Source organism: Janthinobacterium sp. 344 (genome assembly GCF_900112025.1).
GTDB lineage: Bacteria > Pseudomonadota > Gammaproteobacteria > Burkholderiales > Burkholderiaceae_D > Janthinobacterium.
In genome coordinates this window covers 497,083-515,846 of record NZ_FOKL01000004.1, presented here as the reverse complement: position 1 = coordinate 515,846, position 18,764 = coordinate 497,083, and the positions used below count along the sequence as shown (strand labels likewise).

Annotated in this window: 17 protein-coding genes, 1 tRNA gene and 1 pseudogene; 3 read left to right on the top strand and 16 right to left on the bottom strand. The window is 60.3% G+C overall.

The annotated features are described in order from the left end of the window. The 9 genes and pseudogenes from BM193_RS14610 to BM193_RS28350 all read right to left on the bottom strand — a co-directional run. A pseudogene (locus tag BM193_RS14610) lies at nt 1-232 on the bottom strand (IS1595 family transposase); the annotation flags it as partial. Between the two features lie 428 nt (nt 233-660). After that, nucleotides 661-1,533 (bottom strand): dTDP-4-dehydrorhamnose reductase, encoded by an 873-nt coding sequence (gene rfbD / locus BM193_RS14605; protein WP_092796891.1) that lies wholly within the window; start codon nt 1,531-1,533, stop codon nt 661-663. A gap of 41 nt (nt 1,534-1,574) precedes the next feature. Continuing rightward, nucleotides 1,575-2,120 carry a dTDP-4-dehydrorhamnose 3,5-epimerase gene (gene rfbC / locus BM193_RS14600; RefSeq protein ID WP_077408743.1) on the bottom strand — a complete coding sequence of 182 codons (546 nt, stop codon included), beginning with the start codon at nt 2,118-2,120 and terminating at the stop codon, nt 1,575-1,577. A 22-nt stretch (nt 2,121-2,142) separates the two neighbouring features. Continuing rightward, a complete protein-coding gene (rfbA, locus tag BM193_RS14595; protein WP_092796889.1) occupies nt 2,143-3,036 on the bottom strand; it encodes a glucose-1-phosphate thymidylyltransferase RfbA in 894 nt (297 codons plus the stop codon). After that, nucleotides 3,036-4,115: a dTDP-glucose 4,6-dehydratase gene (gene rfbB, locus BM193_RS14590; protein WP_092796887.1), complete on the bottom strand. Its 1,080-nt coding sequence runs from the start codon at nt 4,113-4,115 to the stop codon at nt 3,036-3,038. The genes rfbA and rfbB overlap by 1 nt, the downstream gene beginning before the upstream one ends. 117 nt (nt 4,116-4,232) lie before the next feature. After that, nucleotides 4,233-5,696 carry an undecaprenyl-phosphate galactose phosphotransferase WbaP gene (wbaP, locus tag BM193_RS14585; RefSeq protein WP_092796885.1) on the bottom strand — a complete coding sequence of 488 codons (1,464 nt, stop codon included), beginning with the start codon at nt 5,694-5,696 and terminating at the stop codon, nt 4,233-4,235. Nucleotides 5,697-5,772: 76 nt separating this feature from the next. Beyond that, on the bottom strand, nt 5,773-7,185 hold the full coding sequence (locus BM193_RS14580) for a mannose-1-phosphate guanylyltransferase/mannose-6-phosphate isomerase (RefSeq protein WP_302847642.1): 1,413 nt from the start codon (nt 7,183-7,185) through the stop codon (nt 5,773-5,775). Between the two features lie 242 nt (nt 7,186-7,427). After that, nucleotides 7,428-7,787, bottom strand: coding sequence for a diacylglycerol kinase (locus BM193_RS14575; RefSeq protein ID WP_092796881.1), 360 nt, complete (start codon nt 7,785-7,787; stop codon nt 7,428-7,430). 302 nt (nt 7,788-8,089) lie between these two features. Further along, the gene (locus tag BM193_RS28350; RefSeq protein ID WP_139176053.1) at nt 8,090-8,335 is read right to left on the bottom strand and encodes a hypothetical protein; all 246 of its coding nucleotides are present in this window, start codon (nt 8,333-8,335) and stop codon (nt 8,090-8,092) included. A gap of 300 nt (nt 8,336-8,635) precedes the next feature. On the opposite strand from BM193_RS28350, the gene BM193_RS14570 reads away from it, so the two are divergent. The 3 genes from BM193_RS14570 (at nt 8,636) to galE (ending at nt 10,656) form a co-directional block, all read left to right on the top strand. Beyond that, nucleotides 8,636-8,709: transfer RNA gene (locus BM193_RS14570), tRNA-Gly, on the top strand. A gap of 92 nt (nt 8,710-8,801) precedes the next feature. Further along, nucleotides 8,802-9,482 carry a tRNA (guanosine(46)-N7)-methyltransferase TrmB gene (gene trmB, locus BM193_RS14565; RefSeq protein ID WP_092796879.1) on the top strand — a complete coding sequence of 227 codons (681 nt, stop codon included), beginning with the start codon at nt 8,802-8,804 and terminating at the stop codon, nt 9,480-9,482. A 151-nt stretch (nt 9,483-9,633) separates the two neighbouring features. After that, a complete protein-coding gene (gene galE / locus BM193_RS14560) occupies nt 9,634-10,656 on the top strand; it encodes a UDP-glucose 4-epimerase GalE (RefSeq protein WP_217638436.1) in 1,023 nt (340 codons plus the stop codon). A gap of 195 nt (nt 10,657-10,851) precedes the next feature. On the opposite strand, the gene BM193_RS14555 is transcribed toward galE, so the two are convergent. The 7 genes from BM193_RS14555 to BM193_RS14525 all read right to left on the bottom strand — a co-directional run bounded on the left by BM193_RS14555 (nt 10,852) and on the right by BM193_RS14525 (nt 18,642). After that, nucleotides 10,852-12,138, bottom strand: a complete 1,287-nt coding sequence (locus BM193_RS14555) for a Glu/Leu/Phe/Val family dehydrogenase (RefSeq protein WP_034785857.1) — start codon at nt 12,136-12,138, stop codon at nt 10,852-10,854. A gap of 216 nt (nt 12,139-12,354) precedes the next feature. Next, on the bottom strand, nt 12,355-13,332 hold the full coding sequence (locus BM193_RS14550) for a LysR family transcriptional regulator (RefSeq protein WP_092796875.1): 978 nt from the start codon (nt 13,330-13,332) through the stop codon (nt 12,355-12,357). 43 nt (nt 13,333-13,375) lie between these two features. Next, nucleotides 13,376-13,855 carry a hypothetical protein gene (locus BM193_RS14545; protein WP_092796873.1) on the bottom strand — a complete coding sequence of 160 codons (480 nt, stop codon included), beginning with the start codon at nt 13,853-13,855 and terminating at the stop codon, nt 13,376-13,378. Further along, a complete protein-coding gene (gene recQ / locus BM193_RS14540) occupies nt 13,855-15,678 on the bottom strand; it encodes a DNA helicase RecQ (RefSeq protein WP_092796871.1) in 1,824 nt (607 codons plus the stop codon). Before recQ ends, BM193_RS14545 begins: the two co-directional genes overlap by 1 nt. A 6-nt stretch (nt 15,679-15,684) precedes the next feature. After that, nucleotides 15,685-16,530, bottom strand: a complete 846-nt coding sequence (locus BM193_RS14535) for an undecaprenyl-diphosphate phosphatase (protein WP_092796869.1) — start codon at nt 16,528-16,530, stop codon at nt 15,685-15,687. A 156-nt stretch (nt 16,531-16,686) separates the two neighbouring features. Further along, a complete protein-coding gene (locus BM193_RS14530; RefSeq protein ID WP_092796867.1) occupies nt 16,687-17,835 on the bottom strand; it encodes an MFS transporter in 1,149 nt (382 codons plus the stop codon). Nucleotides 17,836-17,868: 33 nt separating this feature from the next. Next, entirely contained in the window at nt 17,869-18,642 is a 774-nt protein-coding gene (locus BM193_RS14525) for a DeoR/GlpR family DNA-binding transcription regulator (RefSeq protein ID WP_092796865.1), read from the bottom strand. Nucleotides 18,643-18,764: the final 122 nt, after the last annotated feature.

The following is an 18,764-nucleotide window of genomic DNA, read 5'->3' as shown; positions in this document are numbered from 1 at the left end:
GGCCGCACGGCACGCAACGGTAGCGCTGCAGTCCGTGCGCATGGCCATGCAGGTGAGCATGATTGCTATTGCAGACAGGACAGTGCAATCGCCGCCGGGCCACGCTTTCGATCAGTGCCGCGGCAGCGCCCTGCGGTGCGCTTCCTCGCAGCAGAGCGATACCCGCCAGGCGCTGGCGACGGTTCAGTACGGCGAACTGGGCGATGAAGGTTTTCCATTGAGCTATCTGCATGAAAGGCTCCCGTTTGTCTGCGATGCACAGTCAGACAGCAGGGATACAGGAAGATTCCTGAACTTCCCCTACTTAACGGGGACAGAGCCTTAAAAAATCCATTGCCTGATACGCTGCGCGTCGAGCTGTATGCCCAATGGATACTAAAAGTATTCAAATTCCTTTGAGAAAATCTATGTGATACTGCGATGCATGTTGCTATTCATGATTCTTCTTCTGATGGATGGCAATGGTGAGAGCGATGACAAGGTGGAGCATCTATGGTGCTCGCGAAATGTTATACAGCAACAAGCCCATCCAGTGTCATGAAATATGATGATTTTGGGGCAATCATAAGGTTGTACGCTGCATGCCGGTCTATCGTGCAGCCCTGCCGGATACCGCACGGTGGCGGCACCCGGCGGGCGCAGAAATTGCTTGGCAGGTGATTAGCCCTGGCACAGCGCCAGCGCATCCTTCCATTGCGGCAGGCCGCAAAACGTGTCGATCAAACGTTGTGAGGACAGCACCGAATTGGTCGGACGTTTGGCCGGGACCGGATAGTCTTGCGCCAGGATCGGTTTCAGACGCGGCTTTTTCGCGATCGATGGATGTGCCATGATTTCTTCGGTGAAGCCGAACCAGCTGGTCCGGCCTTGCGCCGTCAGATGGTACAGTCCCGAACGCTCTTGCCACCATTGCTGCGGATCTGCCGCAGCAATGGCTTGCGCCACGATATGGGCGGTGGTGCCGGCAATCGTACGGCTCCATGTGGGGGCGCCAAACTGGTCGGAAACGATGCCCAGCTCTTCGCGCTCTTGCGCCAGGCGGCGTATGGTCAGCAGGAAATTCTTGCCATGCGTGCTGTAGACCCAGCTGGTGCGCAGGATCAGGTGTGCGACGCCGCTGGCGGCGATCGCCTGTTCACCGGCCAGCTTGCTGCTGCCATACACATTCACCGGACAGGTCGGATCGGTTTCGACATACGCGCCATCCTTGCTACCGTCAAAAACATAGTCGGTGCTGTAATGGATCATCGCAGCGCCCAGCTTCTTTGCTTCTTCTGCCATCACGCCTGGCGCTTCGCCATTGATGCGCATGGCCAGCTCGGGCTCGCTCTCAGCCTTGTCGACTACCGTGTAGGCGGCCGGGTTGACGATCAGCGTCGGTTTGACGCGGCGGATCACGTCGCGTACCTGGTCCAGGTCAGCCAGGTCCATCTGGCTGCGGTCCACCGCAATGATCTCGCCCAGGCCCTGCAGGCTGCGTTCTAGTTCGTAACCGACCTGGCCGGTTTTTCCTGTGATTAAGATACGGCTCATGAAATAGTGTTGTTCCAGTGTGTCGGATTGGTCGGTAAGGGTCAGGCAAAAACGTCGGCATTGGCCAGCAAGGTACCGACTTTATCTTTGCCGGACAGCAGTGGTTCGCCATCGAGTGGCCAGTCGATGCCGATGGCTGGATCGTTCCACAGGAGGCTGCGTTCGAACTCCGGTGCCCAGTAATCGGTTGTCTTGTACAGGAACTCGGCGCTGTCGCTGGTGACCACGAAGCCGTGCGCAAAGCCTTCCGGTATCCACAACTGGCGTTTGTTGGCCGCTGATAAGGTCACACCTACCCAGTGGCCGAACGTTGGCGAGCTTTTGCGCAGGTCGACGGCAACGTCGAAGACTTCGCCGGCCGTCACACGTACCAGCTTGCCTTGCGGCTGCTGGATCTGATAATGCAGGCCGCGCAACACGCCTTTGGCCGACTTGGAGTGATTGTCTTGCACGAAGTCGCGGGTGACGCCGGTCAGCTCGGCGAAACGTTTCTGGTTAAAGCTTTCATAAAAAAAGCCACGATCATCACCGAATACGGTGGGCTCGAGAATCAGGACATCAGGTATGGCGGTGGTTTGAATTTGCATGGTGTGATGAGCCGTTCAGGCGTTAGTATATTTTTTCTTCGAGCAGGCGCAGCAGATACTGACCGTAAGCGTTCTTTTTCAAGGGTTGCGCCAATGCCTCGAGTTTGGCTGCGTCGATGTAGCCGCGACGATAGGCGATCTCTTCTGGGCAGGCCACTTTCAGGCCTTGGCGGTTCTCGATGGTGGCGATGAATTGGCCCGCTTCCAGTAACGATTCATGCGTTCCGGTATCGAGCCAGGCCATGCCGCGGCCCATCAGTTCGACGTTTAATTGCCCGCGTTCCAGATAGGTGCGGTTGACATCCGTGATTTCCAGCTCGCCACGTGGGGACGGGGCGATGCCGGCGGCGATATCGCACACCTGGCTGTCGTAGAAATACAGGCCGGTGACGGCGTAGTTCGATTTTGGCTTGAGCGGCTTTTCCTCGATGCTGATGGCGCGACGCTGCGCATCGAAATCCACGACGCCATAGCGTTCCGGATCGTGCACATGGTAAGCGAACACGGTCGAGCCGCTGGTGCGTGCCGAGGCTTCGCGTAACTGCGATTCAAAGTCATGACCGTAATAGATGTTGTCGCCGAGAATCAGCGCCGATGGTGCGGCGCCGACAAACTCTTTGCCAATGATGAAGGCCTGTGCCAGGCCATCCGGGCTGGGCTGCACGGCATAGGTCAGGCTGATACCCCACTGGCTGCCGTCGCCCAGCAACTCCTGGAAGCGCGGTGTATCTTGAGGTGTGGAAATGATCAGGATATCGCGTATGCCGGCCAGCATCAGGGTGGTCAGCGGATAGTAGATCATCGGCTTGTCATATACGGGGAGCAGTTGCTTCGATACGGCCATGGTGACGGGATACAGGCGCGTGCCGGAACCGCCAGCCAGGATGATGCCCTTGCGTTCGATGGTTGTTGTCATTATTGCTGCTCCTGGGCCGTATCGCGTGCCGCGTAGTTTTTCTCTACCCACTTCAGGTAGTCGCCCGACTGGACATCGCGTACCCAGGCCTGGTTGTCCAGGTACCACTGGACGGTCTTGCGGATGCCAGTGGCGAAGGTTTCGGCCGGCTTCCAGCCCAGTTCGCGCTCGATCTTGCGCGCATCGATGGCATAGCGGCGGTCGTGGCCTGGGCGATCCTGCACATAGGTGATTTGTTCGCGATAGCTGCCCGATGCCTTGGGATCGAGCGTGTCGAGGATGTCGCACAAGGTGTGCACGACTTCCAGGTTGGCCATTTCATTCCAGCCGCCTACATTGTAGACTTCGCCCAGGCGTCCCGCTTCCAGGACGCGGCGAATCGCCGAGCAATGGTCGCCCACGTACAGCCAGTCGCGCACCTGCATGCCATCGCCATAGATGGGCAAGGCTTTGCCCGCGCGGGCATTGCTGATGATGAGCGGAATCAGTTTTTCCGGGAAATGGAAGGAGCCATAGTTGTTCGAGCAGTTGGTGGTGAGCACCGGCATGCCATAGGTATGGAAGTAGGCACGCACCAAGTGGTCAGATGCCGCTTTCGATGCGGAGTACGGGCTGTTTGGCGCATACGGCGTCGTTTCAGTGAATGGCGGGTCATTCGGTCCCAAAGTGCCATAGACTTCGTCGGTGGAGACGTGCAAGAAGCGGAAGCCACTCTTGTCATCACCGTCTAGTCCGGACCAATAGGCGCGCGCGGCTTCCAGCAAGCTGAAGGTGCCGTTGACGTTGGTCGCAATGAATTCGCCGGGGCTATGGATCGAACGATCGACATGGCTTTCCGCCGCAAAATGCACGATGGCGCGCGGCTGGTGTTCTGCAAGCAGGCGGGCGATGTGGGCGGTATCGCAAATGTCGCCGCGTACGAAGATATGCCGCGGGTCTTGCTCCAGGTTGGTCAGATTGCTGAGATTGCCAGCATAGGTCAGTTTGTCAAAATTGATTACGGGCTCATCGTTGAGCGCCAGCCAATCGCGTACAAAATTGGAACCGATGAAGCCGGCGCCGCCAGTCACTAAAATCATGCTGTTATCCTTTTTTACTTGAACATCTTCACGATGCTTCGCTTTTCCGATTGTTTTGAGAGCGATGGGAGAAAAAATTTCTGAAATGAAATTATTGAAATCTATTTGATCATGTACTTAATACGCGCCATCTTTCTTGAAAATGACTTTAACCGTTTTCAGTAGTATGACAATATCATTGAATAAAGACCAGTTCTTGACATACCAGGCATCCAGATAAACGCGCGTATCATAGCTGACGTCGTTCCTGCCGCTGACTTGCCATAGGCCCGTGACCCCGGGTTTCGCCTCCAGGTAATAGTCTACCTGGGGGCCATAACGTTCCAGTTCCGCATCGACAACCGGGCGCGGCCCGACCAGGCTCATTTCGCCTTTCAGCACGTTCCATAGCTGCGGCAGTTCATCGAGGCTGGTCCGGCGCAGGAAGTGGCCGATCGAGGTGATGCGCGGGTCGTTCTTCAGTTTGAAATCACGGTCCCATTCGGCACGGGCTTCAGGGTCGCGCTCCAGCAATTCTTTCAGCAAGACGTCGGCATTCACGGCCATGGTGCGGAACTTGTAGCAGAGAAAATGTTTGCCATTCTGGCCCACGCGCCTGTGACCGTAGAAGATGGGACGGCCCGATGCCATGACCTTGGCCGCGATCCACAGCAAGATGGGAGCGCCGACGATCAGCACGCCGATCGAGGCTATCAGATCAAAGCAGCGTTTAATCAGTTGCAAGCCTGGCCGCGCCAGGTTGTTGCGCATGGTCAGCAGCAAGACTTCATGTGTAAAGAAATGGTTCACTTCCATACCGTACAGGGGCAGGCCGCGTACGGCTGGTACCACTTGCATATTTGCAACGCAACGGCTGACTTGCTGGATCATGCCCTGATAGGCATCGATGCCACCTTGCTCAAGGGCGACAACCGTATGCGGATTGCCCAGCAGCTTGAGCGTTTGTTCCGGGTTCTCGCCCAACTGAATACAGGGCACAGCTTGCTTGTTGCGGTTCACATAATGATGTTCGAGGCGGCCTTGACCTTCGGGGATCAGGAACGCAATCAGGCGATAGCCCATCAACGCTTCCTCATCGAAGGCGCGCGCTGTCTGCAGGGCATTGTCACCCCAGCCGATGATGACCATGGGGCGTATCCAGCCGCCAGCTTTCATCAGCAGGTATTTGACCATGCCACGCAGTAGCAAGACACAGCAGGGCACCAGCAGCCAGGTAACCAGGAGTGCTTCGCGCGAGGAGTCGCGCTTGTCGAGGAACACCAGGGCCGCGTCAATCAGGCCCATGACCATGGCGACCTTCAGGAGTTCTTTGATTTCATTCGAGTACGGACGGCGTTTGGCATGATGGCCCTTCAGCTTGAAGATAGCCAGGGTGACCAGGGATAGCAGGCTGTAACTGAGCAGGCGCGAGCTATCCAGCCCGAAGCTGTTCAAGTCGCCGGCATCGAGCGTCCATTTGCCTGCGAGCCAGAATGCCATGAACATGGCAAGTGCATCGGCAAAGGTGAGAAAATATTTTTCTGCCCTGCTGCTGCAATACCATTTTACTTCTTGTACAAAAATGCCTTCGATTGGTTTCATGATACTTGCTAAACCTTATAAACTTCAGTGTGAATTCTTGCGGTGTGGCATGCGTAGTGATTGTGCCTCTGCTCGGTCAAGCACGCCCGTAGCGGTCTTCAAAGCGGACGATATCGTCTTCTCCAAGATAGCTGCCCGATTGAATTTCAATCAATTCCAGCGGTAGCTTGCCCGGGTTGGCCAGGGAATGGACGACGCCGAGCGGGATATAGGTAGACTGGTTTTCGGTCAGCAAATATTCCTTGTCACCATTGGTGATCCGGGCAGTGCCGGATACCACAATCCAGTGCTCGGCGCGGTGGTGGTGCATTTGTAATGACAGCTTGGCGCCAGGCTTGACAGTGATCCGCTTGACCTGGAAACGGTCGCCATTGCCGATGGAATCATAAGAACCCCACGGACGGAAGACTTCGCGGTGCATGGTGGCTTCGGGACGCTCCCTGGCGATCAACTGTGCGACCATGGTTTTTGTTTGTTGTGCCTGATCCGCATCCATGACCAGCACGGCATCGGCGGTTTCCACGATAACGGTATTGCGCATGCCGATGGCGGTGACCAGGCGGCTACTGCTGTGCACCAGGCAATCATTGCAATCTTGAATCAATACGTCGCCGAGGGTGCTATTCTGGCTGGCATCTTTTTCCGCCACGTCGAGTACGGCTTTCCAGGAGCCGATATCATTCCAGCCCGCATCGAGGGCGATGGTAGCCGCATGGCTGGTTCGCTCCATGACGGCGTAGTCGACGGCGATATCGGGACTGGCGGCGTAGGCATCCTTGTCCAGGCGAATAAAGTCGAGGTCGCTCTTCGCGGCGCTGATGGCAGCGCGGCAAGCGGCCAGGACGGCGGGTTGGAAGCGTTCCAACTCTTCCAAGTAGCGGCTGGCGCGGAACAGGAACATGCCGCTGTTCCAGAAGTATTCTCCGCTGGCGATATATTGTTCTGCCAGCGCCAAGGCCGGCTTTTCCACGAATTCAAGTACGCGCTGGATCTGCTCGGAGGCAGCGCCCTCGGTGCGAATATAGCCGTACCCTGTTTCCGGTCCCGTTGGCGTGATGCCGAAAGTCAGTAAATGACCTGCCTCCGCAGCAGTACGCGCCAGTGAGATTGCGCGATGGAAAGCCGGGGTATCCAAAATGACGTGGTCCGATGGCAGTACCAGCAGGAGCGGATCTTCGCCATTTTCCATCGCATGCAAGGCGGCTGAGGCGATCGCCGGTGCCGTATTGCGGCGCATGGGTTCAAGTAGCATACGGCTATTTTCCAGGCCGATCTCACGCACTTGCTCGGCGACAATAAAACGTGAGGATTCGTTGCATACCAGTAGTGCTGGCGACACAGTGTCGATGCCGGCCAGGCGCTGCAGCGTCTGTTGCAGCATGCTGCCCTGCGTCGACAAGCGCAGAAACTGCTTGGGAAAGGCCTCGCGTGATAGCGGCCATAAACGTGTGCCCGAACCACCACAAAGAATTACGGGTAAGAGGGAAATAGTCATTTGTGCTTCAATTTAAATTTAATATTGGATAGAGCAGAGTAATCCGTCATGTATTAAAACTTACCGGCTTGTCGCACTCTTATGCGGCGGCGTACGTGCTGGAAAAAGTCAATATTGCCAGTCGGGGCAATATTTTAATGAATTATAGAAATCTTTGTATTTTGCATAGTCTCTATAGACTCTGACAGGTGCGCCCTCCAGCGCGCCTTGTATTGTAGTTTGCTGCCCAGATATTTCTACTTGGCACACAACGTTTCAAGCAAAAAAGCAACAAACACGCCCACAGCCGTCATGCTGAGAAGCAACACTGCTCCTGCTGCGCAGTCCTTGGCAATCTTGATGCTGGGATGTAGGGATGGGTGGAGGTGATCGATCAGATGTTCCAGCGCGGTATTAACCAATTCCGCAGCCAGAACCATGCCGCAATTGAGCAACAGCAAGGCCCACCATATCAAGGCAGGTTTGCACCAGGAGAGGACGATAAGCACCATCAGGGCAGCCAGGCATTGCAGGCGGAAGCTCGATTCCATTCGGAAGGCAGCGCTTATGCCTTGCAGGGCAAATCCCATGCGTTTGAAGAAAGGCTGATTCTTCATGGTAACTGAAGGGGTGTTGCTGGATATTTCAATGCCATGAAAGCGGATCTCTTAATTGAATAGATGAGGATCGCAGGTATGACCCTACGATATTACATCATTCGGCCACAGCAGAAAGATTGCTGCCAATCTTTTTGATGTTTGATAAAAAGTAAAAAAGCCCATTTTCAAATGAAAAGGGCTTTTTTTTGCAGCAGTCAATATATTGACTATGTCAACTATTGCGGCACCAAGCCGTCACCTTTCTGCTCGACATCAAGCTGCAGGCTGGGCCTACCTGAAGCTGCCTGGGCAGCCAGGTATTAATGGTGGGTTGGGGTGGTGTGCGCGGTGGTCGAATCCGAGCTTGCTGCACCGGCCACAACGGCAACTGCTGCGCCGATTGCGATCAAGGTGCTGACGCTCAGGCCGGCAACGGTGGTGCCAGCGGCGGCGCCGGCAGCGGCTGTGCCGGTTGCTGGCGCAGCTGCTGGTGCAGGAGTCGATTGGGCCATCGCTTGCGCCGAAGCGAAGCACAGGATTGCCGAAGCGATCAGAATTTTCTTCATGGGATATCCTTTAAGGTTGAACAGGGGAAATGCTAAACTGTCACATGATTGTAGCAACATTTCTTGTGCTAGTCTGTGCCGCACAGTCGATGGCGACCATAATTTATGCTATTTCAGCCTCATACTAAACCATCCACCTTGGTTTGGCTCCTCGGGATGTTGTTCTGCGTTAACAAAAGCGATATTTCAGGCTTCTGCCGTGGCAGGGTGCTGGGAAAGCCCAGTGCGAACTCCCGAGAAGACCGAAAGCCGTTTGCACGTTTGCCAAGTCCTTGCCATCCCGCGTAAAATGCAGGCTTCGCGGGTGTAGCTCAATGGTAGAGCAGAAGCTTCCCAAGCTTACGACGAGGGTTCGATTCCCTTCACCCGCTCCATTTTCCGCTGGCGCCTGGCTTTGTGCGGCGCGGCCACTATTTTCTTCATTCCCATGTCTTCAGATACCCCAGCAAACGGCCCCGCGCGGCCAATGATGTACGACCCCACCGAACACCGCATCCGCAGTTTCGTGACCCGTGCGGGACGGCTTTCCGTGGCGCAGGCGCGTGCGCTTGAGACGCTGGGGCCGCAGTTCCTGTTGCCGTTCGCCAAAGAGCCCATGGATTTCGCGCAGGTGTTCGGCCGCCAGGCGCCCGTCATCCTGGAAATCGGTTTTGGCATGGGCGCGACGACGGCGCATATCGCCAAGGCCATGCCGGAGAAGGATTTCATCGGTGTCGAGGTGCATACGCCGGGCGTCGGCAGCCTGCTGAAGCTGATCGGCGAAGAATCGCTGACGAATTTGCGTTTGCTGCAGCACGATGCCGTCGAAGTGCTGACGCACATGATTCCCGCCAATTCGCTGGCCGGCATCCATGTGTTTTTCCCCGATCCCTGGCACAAGGCACGCCACAACAAGCGTCGCCTGATCCAGTCGCCATTCGTCAAGCAGCTGACCGATCGCCTGGCGCCGGGTGGCTATCTGCATTGCGCCACCGACTGGGAAGATTACGCGGTGCAAATGCTGGAGGTGCTGGGCGCCGAGCCGCAGTTGCAAAATAGCGCCGACGGTTATGCGCCGCAGCCGGCCTATCGCCCGCTGACCAAGTTTGAAAACCGGGGCTTGAAGCTGGGCCACGGCGTGTGGGATCTGGTGTTCATCAAGAAATAAGCATGGCTTGATGGCGCGCCTGGCCGCGCCGTTTGCATGAGAACCAGCCTGCCGCGGCGACGCCGCAGGCTTTTTATTTTTCGCGCTGCCTTGTGCAGGCTGGTCAAGGCAGGGAAATTCCGTTAGTCTTATCTTTTTTGCATTGATTGACATTATGACCAAGACAATACTCGTTACCGGGGCATCCGGTTTCATCGGCTCGCACACCTGCGTCGAATTGCTGGCCGCCGGCTTCGATGTGGTTGCGGTGGATAATCTGTGCAACAGCGCGCGCGAAGCGATGACGCGCGTGGAGCGCATTTCCGGCAAGCGCGTGCCATTTTACGAGGCCGACGTGCGCGACCGCGCGGCCATGGCCGCCATCTTGCGCCAGCACGCCATCGATGCGGTGATTCATTTCGCGGGCTTGAAGGCGGTAGGCGAATCCGTGGCGCAACCGCTGATGTACATGGATAACAACGTCACGGGCACCGTGGCCTTGCTGGAAGTGCTGGCGGCGGCGAACGTGAAGCGTTTTGTGTTCAGTTCCTCGGCCACCGTGTATGGCGATCCGGAAACCTTGCCCATCCTGGAAACGTCGCGCCTGTCCGTGACCAACCCGTATGGGCGCTCGAAGCTGATGGTCGAACAGATCCTGGCCGATCTCGTGCATGCCGATGCTCAATGGCAAGTCGGCGTGCTGCGCTACTTCAATCCCGTCGGTGCGCATGCGAGCGGCTTGATCGGCGAAGATCCGGCCGGCATCCCGAACAACCTGATGCCGTTCATCGCGCAGGTGGCCGTGGGCCGGCGCGAACGCCTGGCCGTGTTCGGCGACGACTACCCGACGCCAGATGGCACGGGCGTGCGCGACTACATCCACGTGGTCGACCTGGCGCTGGGCCATGTGGCCGCGCTGAACCGCCTGTTCTCCACCGAGGGCGGCTTTACCGTCAACCTGGGCACGGGCCACGGCTACAGCGTGCTCGATACCGTGCGCGCCTTCGAGGCCGCCAGCGGCCGCCAGGTGCCCTACGACATCGTGCCGCGCCGCCCCGGCGACATCGCCAGCTGTTACGCCTCGGCCGACAAGGCGCAGGAACTGCTGGGCTGGCAAGCACAGAAAAACATCGACGACATGTGCCGCGACCACTGGCGCTGGCAGCACCAGAATCCGCAAGGCTACGCGGCGTAAAAAAGTCCGCCAGATACAAAAAATCCCGCTCACACGTCAGTGTGGCGGGATTTTTTTAGAGCGCCATTAAACCAATGGCGTCAAAAGTAGCAATGGCGCCTGAAAAATGTCGGGGGCTAGGCGCCGCCCCGAAGACAGTACGCCAGTACGGCGAGGGGCAGGCAACAACGCCCCAGGCATTTTCTCAGGCAGCCATTATGGATACAGGCCGCGCACTTCGCGAGCCTGCAGCACGCGCGTGCATGCCAGGATGAAGGTGGCGGTACGCATCGACACTTTCTTCTCTTGCGACACTTGCCATACCGCGTCGAACGCTTCGCGCATGATGCGGGTCAGGCGGCTGTTGATTTCTTCTTCGGTCCAGAAGAAGCTCGAGAAGTTCTGCGCCCACTCGAAGTAGCTGACGGTCACGCCGCCGGCGTTGGCCAGCACGTCCGGCACGATCAGCACGCCGCGGTCCGTCAGGATGTCGTCCGCTGCCGGCAGGGTCGGGCCGTTGGCGCCTTCCAGGATGATCTTGGCGCGGATGACTTGCGCGCGTTCGGCCGTGATCTGCTGTTCCAGCGCGGCCGGGATCAGGATGTCGCAATCGATGCCCCAGAAATCTTCGCGCGGCACGAATGCCTCGGCGCCCGGGAAGCCTTCGACGCTGCCCACTTCGGCCACGTGTGCCAGCAGTTGCGGGATGTTCAAGCCGCCGGCATGCACGACGGTGGTCTTGTGGTCCTGTACCGCCACCACTTTCGAGCCGGCTTCCGCGAACATGCGGGCAGCGACGCCGCCCACGTTGCCGAAACCTTGCACGATGACTTTCGCGCCTTCGAGCGACATGCCGACCTTGGCGGCCGCATCGCAACCGACGACGAACACGCCGCGGCCCGTCGCATCGCGGCGACCCAGGCTGCCGCCCAGCGAGATAGGCTTGCCCGTCACCACGCCGGTCGACATATTGCCGCCGATCATGGCGTAGCTGTCCATCATCCACGCCATGACTTGCTCATTCGTGTTGACGTCCGGCGCCGGGATATCCTTGTTTGGTCCGATGATCATGCTGATCTCGCTCGTGTAGCGGCGGGTCAGGCGTTGCAGTTCATTGCGCGACAGGGTCTTCGGATCGACACGGATACCGCCCTTGGCGCCGCCGTATGGCACGTTGACGGCGGCATTCTTGACCGTCATCCAGGCCGACAGCGCCATCACTTCGGACAGGGTCACGTCCTGGTGGAAGCGCACGCCGCCCTTGCCCGGACCGCGCGACAGGTTGTGCTGCACGCGGTAGCCTTCGTAGTGGGCAATGGTGCCGTCATCGCGCTCGATAGGCACGTCGACCGTCAGGATGCGCTTTGGACGCTTCAGCGTTTCCACCCAGCGCGACAGGTTGCCCAGGTACGGCGTAACACGGTCGATCTGCTCGAGGTAGACGCCCCATGGGCCAAGATCTTCAGGATTCAGGTAGGAAGGAAGTGCGTGCTTGCTGGTCATGCTTGATAAGCTCCTGGACAAAACGATGGTGTAACGCCGAAAAATCCGCAGAGCATCGCGATGATTTTTTCTGGCGTTCAAAAATGCTGTGGTAGGCGCACCTTGAGGCTGCGCGCAGCGGAACCGCATCGTAGGCGATAGCCTCATGCCCCGGCCAATGCTTTGTGCGCATCCGCTTATGCATTTATTGCATAGTTGTATTGCCAGGATGGCCAGTCAGGATGGCGCGGTCTCGGTGGCGCGTTTGCGGCGCTTACCGCCGCGCGCCTTGCCATCCTGCGACTGCACCAGGTATTGCCACAGGCTTTCGACGATCTGCTTGCCCGGACGCAGGCTGGACGGGCGTTCGCGGTACAGACGGATTTCCAGTTCGATTTCCCAGCCGGGCGCACCGCCATCGGCGCGCGCCAGGTGCTTGTATTTGACGTCGCGCATGACGGCCGATTCAGGCAGGAAGGCGATGCCGCGTCCCTCCAGCGCCATCATTTTCAAGCCTTCGGCCATGTCCGTTTCATAGCAGGTGTCGAGGAACAGCGGCACCTTGGCGTCGGCCACCAGCAGTTCCACCATGCGTCCCAGGTAGGCGTTGCTGGTGTAGGAGAGGAAGGGCAGGGGATCCTTGGCGCTGCCGGGCAGGACGAAGTCGGGCACCTTGTCCTGGCCGCAGCGGGCGTAGGCGCGCACGGTTTCGCGGCCCATCACCAGCATGTCGTAGCGGCCCGGGTCCAGCTGCACCGGCTGGCGCGGATGGTGGTAGCACAGCAGCAGGTCGCAGCCGCCGTCGACCAGCTGCAGCACGGCATCGTGCACATTCAGGGCCATCAAACGGCTGTTGATGGGCGCGAAGCCTTCTTCCAGCGCCGTCAGCCATTTCGGCATGAAGGTCAGCGACAGGGTGTGCGGCACGGCGAAGTCGACGCTGGTTTGCGTGGCGGCGCGCTTGCCGCGCAACAGGGCGCGCACGCCGTTGATCTGCCCCAGCATTTCCAGCGCCTGCTCGTAGAACACGGCGCCGGCCGGCGTCAGCCGCGTGGGATACGAGGTGCGGTCGACCAGGTCGATGCCGAGCCAGTTTTCCAGCGACTGGATGCGCCGCGAAAAGGCCGGCTGGGTGACGTGGCGCAAGGCCGCGGAACGGCTGAAGTTATGCGTTTCAGCGAGCGAAATGAAGTCTTCCAGCCATTTGGTTTCCATCGCGGCAGCGTTCTCTTATCAAGGACAAAGGCAAAACAGGTGGTCAGGTGCCGCTCGATGCCGCCGGCTGGTACAGCGATGCCGGCAGGCCGAAGAAGGAGGGCGGGCCCAGGGTCGTGCCTTCGAGCGAGCCACCCGCGTTCAGGCCCTTGTTGATGGCCGACAGCAGGGAGCTGCGGCCGGCCAGGTTTTGCAGCAGCGCGCGCGGACCGTTGTGGAAGGTATGCTGGGTGATGTCCACGGCGACGACGAAAATCGGTTCGCGGCGCATGGGGAATTCCACCCATTCTTCATCCTCGTCCTGCGCGCAGAAGGTGTCGGGCAGGGTCATGGTATCGGCGTCGGGCAGGTGCGACGCCAGCACCAGGCCGAAGGCTTCCGGAATCACGTCGGCCAGGCGGCGCACGGTGAGCTCGTCCCGCACCAGGGCGCGCACCTGCGCTTCCACCGCGTCTTCGGCGTCGGCTTGGGCGCCGAGGATTTTCACGGCCTGGTAGATCAGGTCCGGCGAGAGTGCTTCCATCAAATCATCTCCAGGATCATGGCGACGATTTCGTCGCCGTACGACGCCAGCTTTTTCTCGCCCACGCCGCTCACGCCGCGCATCTGCTCCAGCGAGGTGGGCTTGGCCTTGGCGATTTCGCGTAGCGTGGCGTCGACGAAAATCACGTAGGCGGGCACGTTATGGGTGCGCGCCGTTTCCACGCGCCACCAGCGCAGCTTGTCGAAGATTGCCTGTTCACTGGTGGACAGGTCCGTCTCGACATAGCCCTTCGCCACGCTGGTGCTGCGCTTGCTGGTTTTCACCGGTTTCTGGTACTGGCGCAGCTGCACCTTCTGGCCGCCCTTGAGTACGGGGCGCGAGGCATCCGTCAGTTTCAGCGAGCTGTATTGTTCATGGTCGACCGACACCAGGCCCAGCGCGATGGCCTGGCGCAGAATCGCTTTCCATTCCGCCTCGCCCAGGTCCGAGCCGATGCCGAAGACGGACAGCGAATCGTGGTGCCAGGTCTTGATGCGTTCCGATTCCACGCCGCGCAGCACGTCGATCACGTGGCCGCCGGCGAAGCGCTGGTCGACGCGGTAGATGGCCGACAGCAGTTTTTGTACGGGCACGGTGCCGTCGAAGGACACGGGCGGCACCAGGCAGGTGTCGCAATTGCCGCACGGCGAAGCCGGTTCGCCGAAGTATTCGAGCAAGCGCATGCGGCGGCAGCTGAGCGTTTCGCACAGGCCCAGCATGGCGTCGAGCTTGACGCCCAGCACGCGCTTGAAAGTGTCGTCCGCCTCGGATTCGTCGATCATGCGCCGCTGCAGCACCACGTCCTGCAAGCCGTAGGCCATCCAGGCGTTGGCGGCCATGCCGTCGCGGCCCGCGCGTCCCGTTTCCTGGTAATAGCCCTCGATGCTTTTCGGCAGATCCAGATGCGCGACGAAGCGCACGTCGGGCTTGTCGATGCCCATGCCGAAGGCGATGGTGGCGACCATGACGATGTTTTCCTCGCGCAGGAAGCGCGCCTGGTTGGCGCTGCGCTTGGCGTACTCCATGCCGGCGTGATAGGGCAGGGCGCGGATGCCGCTCTGGTTCAGGAATTCCGCTGTCTCCTCGACTTTTTTACGCGACAGGCAGTACACGATGCCGCAGTCGCCCGCGTGTTCCGTGTTGATGAAGTCGAGCAGCTGCTTGCGGCCATTCGCCTTTTCCACGATCTGGTAGCGGATGTTCGGCCGGTCGAAGGACGAGACGAACTGGCGCGCGTCATCGAGCTGCAGGCGCAGGGCGATTTCGGCGCGCGTTTGCGGGTCGGCGGTGGCTGTCAGCGCGATGCGCGGCACGTCCGGGAACTGCTCGTGCAGCACCGACAGCTTGATGTATTCGGGGCGGAAGTCATGGCCCCACTGGGCCACGCAATGCGCTTCGTCGATGGCGAACAGGGCGATCTTCGAAGACTGGAACAGGTCCAGGCAGCGCTGCGTCATCAGGCGCTCGGGCGCCACGTAGACGACGTCGATGCCGCCCGTGCGCACCAGGCGCTCGATGCGGCTGGCCTCTTCGTAGGTCTGCGTGGAATTGAGGAAGGCGGCGCGCACGCCCACTTCGGCCAAAGCATCGACCTGGTCCTGCATCAGCGCGATCAGCGGCGAGATGACGACGCCGACGCCGTCGCGCAGCAGCGCGGGAATCTGGTAGCACAGCGACTTGCCGCCGCCGGTGGGCATCAGCACCAGCGCGTCGCCGCCGTGGCTGACGTGGTCGACGATGTCGGCTTGCTGGCCACGGAAGGCCGGGTAGCCGAAAACGGTCTGCAGCAGGTGCAGCGCGCGCTGGTTGAGATCTTGATTCATAGTGCCTTATTCTGCCCAAACAACCCAGCCGAAGTGCGCGCTGGCCAGGACCAGCAAGCCAAACACGATGCGGTACCAGGCAAAAAACGTGAAGTCGTGCGAGCTGATATAACGCAGCAGCCAGCGCACGCACAGGAAGGCCGAGATGAAGGCTGCCACGGTGCCCAGGCCAAACAGGGGCACGTCGGAGGCCGACAGGATATCGCGCGCTTTATACAGCGAATAGAAGGTGGCGGCCAGCAGGGTCGGAATGGCCAGGAAGAACGAGAATTCGGTGGCCGTCTTGCGCGACAGGCCCAGCAGCATGCCGCCGATGATGGTCGAACCGGAACGGCTGGTGCCGGGAATCAGTGCGAACGCCTGGGCGCAGCCCACTTTCAAGGCGTCGAGCGGCGTCATTTCATCGACCGAGTTGACGCGCACGGTGACGGGGTTGATGCGCGCGCGGCGCTCCACCAGCAGGATGATGATGCCGCCGATGATGAAGGCCATGGCGACCGGTACTGGCTTGAACAGCGCATGCTTGATCATCTTGCCGATGGCCAGGCCGATGACGGCCAGCGGAATGAAGGCGATGGCCACGTTCAGCACGAACTTGCGCGATTTGACTTCGCTGCCGAAGGTGGAGAGCACGTTGCCGATGCGCTGGCGGTATTCCCAGCACACGGCCAGGATGGCGCCGGCCTGGATGGCGATCTCGAACACATCCATCACGTCTTTCGAGACATCCTGCGTGAAGTCGAGCAGGCTGCCCGCCAGGATCAGGTGACCCGTGGAAGAAATGGGCAAAAATTCGGTAAAACCTTCGACCAGCCCCATGATGATGGCTTTTAACGCAAGAATGAGATCCATAGATGTATAAAAGGGTGTAAGTGACAGGATGGGGTGACCGCGCGGCGCCAGCAATGTGCGCGGGGTCGAAGCTTACCACGAGAGAGGCCCGCGGCAGGCATTTGGACGCTGGCGGGCGGCGCTTTTTTGGCGCCGCCCGCCAGGCAGGGGGAAGGTTCAGGAGGCTTGCTTGGCCGGCGCGGCCAGGCGCGCGCTGGCCGCCACCAGCAGCAGGGCGCAACCGAGCATGGCGAAGGCGATATTCAGGCTGGTGGCGTGCGCCACGAAACCGATGACGGCGGGGCCGGCCAGGATGCCCGCGTAGCCGATGGTGGTGATGGCCGCGACCGCCAGGCTGGCCGGCATGGCGTTCTGGTTGCCCGCCGCCGTAAACAGGATGGGCACGATATTCGCCGCGCCCAGGCCGATCAGCACGAAGCCCAGCATGGCCAGGCCCGCCTGCGGCGCCAGCACGGCGAGGAAGAAGCCGCTGGCCGCGCACAGGCCGCCAAAAGTGAGCACCCGCTTGCCGCCAAAGCGGCTGACCACCTTGTCTCCCGTGAAGCGGCCCAGGGTCATGGCGATGGCGAAGGCGGCGTAGCCGAGGCCGCCCTTGGTCTCATCGAGGCCGCGCGTGGTGGTGAGGAACAGGGCGCTCCAGTCGAGGATGGCGCCTTCGGCCAGGAAGACGATAAAGCACAGCAGGCCGATGAGGATCACGGCGCCGTGTGGCATGACGAACAGCGGCGTCTTTTCGCCCGAACTGGACGCCGTTGGCAGCAGATGGCCTTGCGCCGCGCCCAGCACGCCGCACAGCAGCAGCATCACCACGACGCACGACAGCGCTGGCGACAGGCCCAGCCACAGCAGCAGGGCCATGCAGGCCGCGCCGGCGAAGCCGCCCACGCTGAACAGGGCGTGAAAGCCCGACATCATGGCGCCGCCATTGGCCTTTTCGATGATCACGGCCTGGATATTGATGGCGACGTCAAAGGTGCCCATGGCCGCGCCGAACACCAGCAGTACCAGGCCCAGCTGCACAGGCGTGGCCGCCAGCGCCAGGCCGGGCAGGATGGCGGTCAAGAGCAGGCCGGCGCTGATGATGACCTTGCGGCAGCCGAAACGCGCCGCGAGCATGCCCGTGAACGGCATCGCGCACAGCGAACCGGCGCCCAGGCACAGCAGCAGGATGCCCAGCGTGGCTTCATCGAGGCCCAGGCGCGACTTGGCGTAAGGGACCAGCGGGGCCCAGGCGGCCATGCCGAGGCCGGCCGCGAAGAAGACCAGGCGCGTGGCGCGTTGTTGCAGGGTGCCGGTAAGGTGCATGGGAAATTTTCCAGGGTCAGGTGTCAATAAAAATCAGGCGCGGGCGCGCAGCACTTGCACGCCTTGCCGTTCAAAGGCGTCCGCGTGCGCCGCATCGGCGTCCGCTTCCAGTACCAGGTGCTGCAGCAGGCCCGTGGCCAATACGCCGAACGGGGCGGCCGTGCCCAGCTTGTCGCTGGTGACGGCCACCACCACGGCCTTGCTGGCGCCGGCGATGCTGCGCTTGAATTCGGCCTCGTCGTAGTTGAATGCCGTCACGCCCGCCTGCGCATCGGCGCCGCAAGCGCCCAGGAAGCACAGGTCCGGATGCATGCGCTCGACCGTGCGCAAGGCCTGCGGCCCCAGGCTGGCGCCGGCGCGGCGGTCGACCCGGCCCCCGGCCATGATCAGTTCGATCTCCGGGCGCTCCATCAGCAACATGGCGATCGACGGGGCGTTGGTGACGACAGTGAGCGCCAACTCAGGCAGCGCGCTGGCGATGGCCAGATTGGTCGAGGCGGCGTCGAGAAATAGCACCTGGCCCGCGCGCACGAGCGACACGGCGGCCTGCGCCAGGCGCGCCTTGCGTTCCGGCGCCTCCTGCTTGCGCTGGCTCAGGCTGGTGCCGGCGGCGGGCGCCAGCGGCAGGGCGCCGCCATACACGCGCTGGCACAGGCCCGCCGCCGCCATCTCGCGCAGGTCGCGCCGTATCGTATCTTCGGAGACATCGAGCTGGCGCGCCAGGTCCAGCGCCAGCACTCTGCCATCGGCGTGCAATTGTTGCTGGATCAGCGCATGTCGTTGTTTGAGAAGCAGGGTGGCGGACATAAGTTGATTTTAAAACGTGCATGAATGTGCATAAATATACGCAAACGTGCAAACGTCGTCAATGTTTTCCTGATGTGACGCCCGGGTCCGTGGGCGGCAGGCGCGCGCATCGCGCTGTCAAA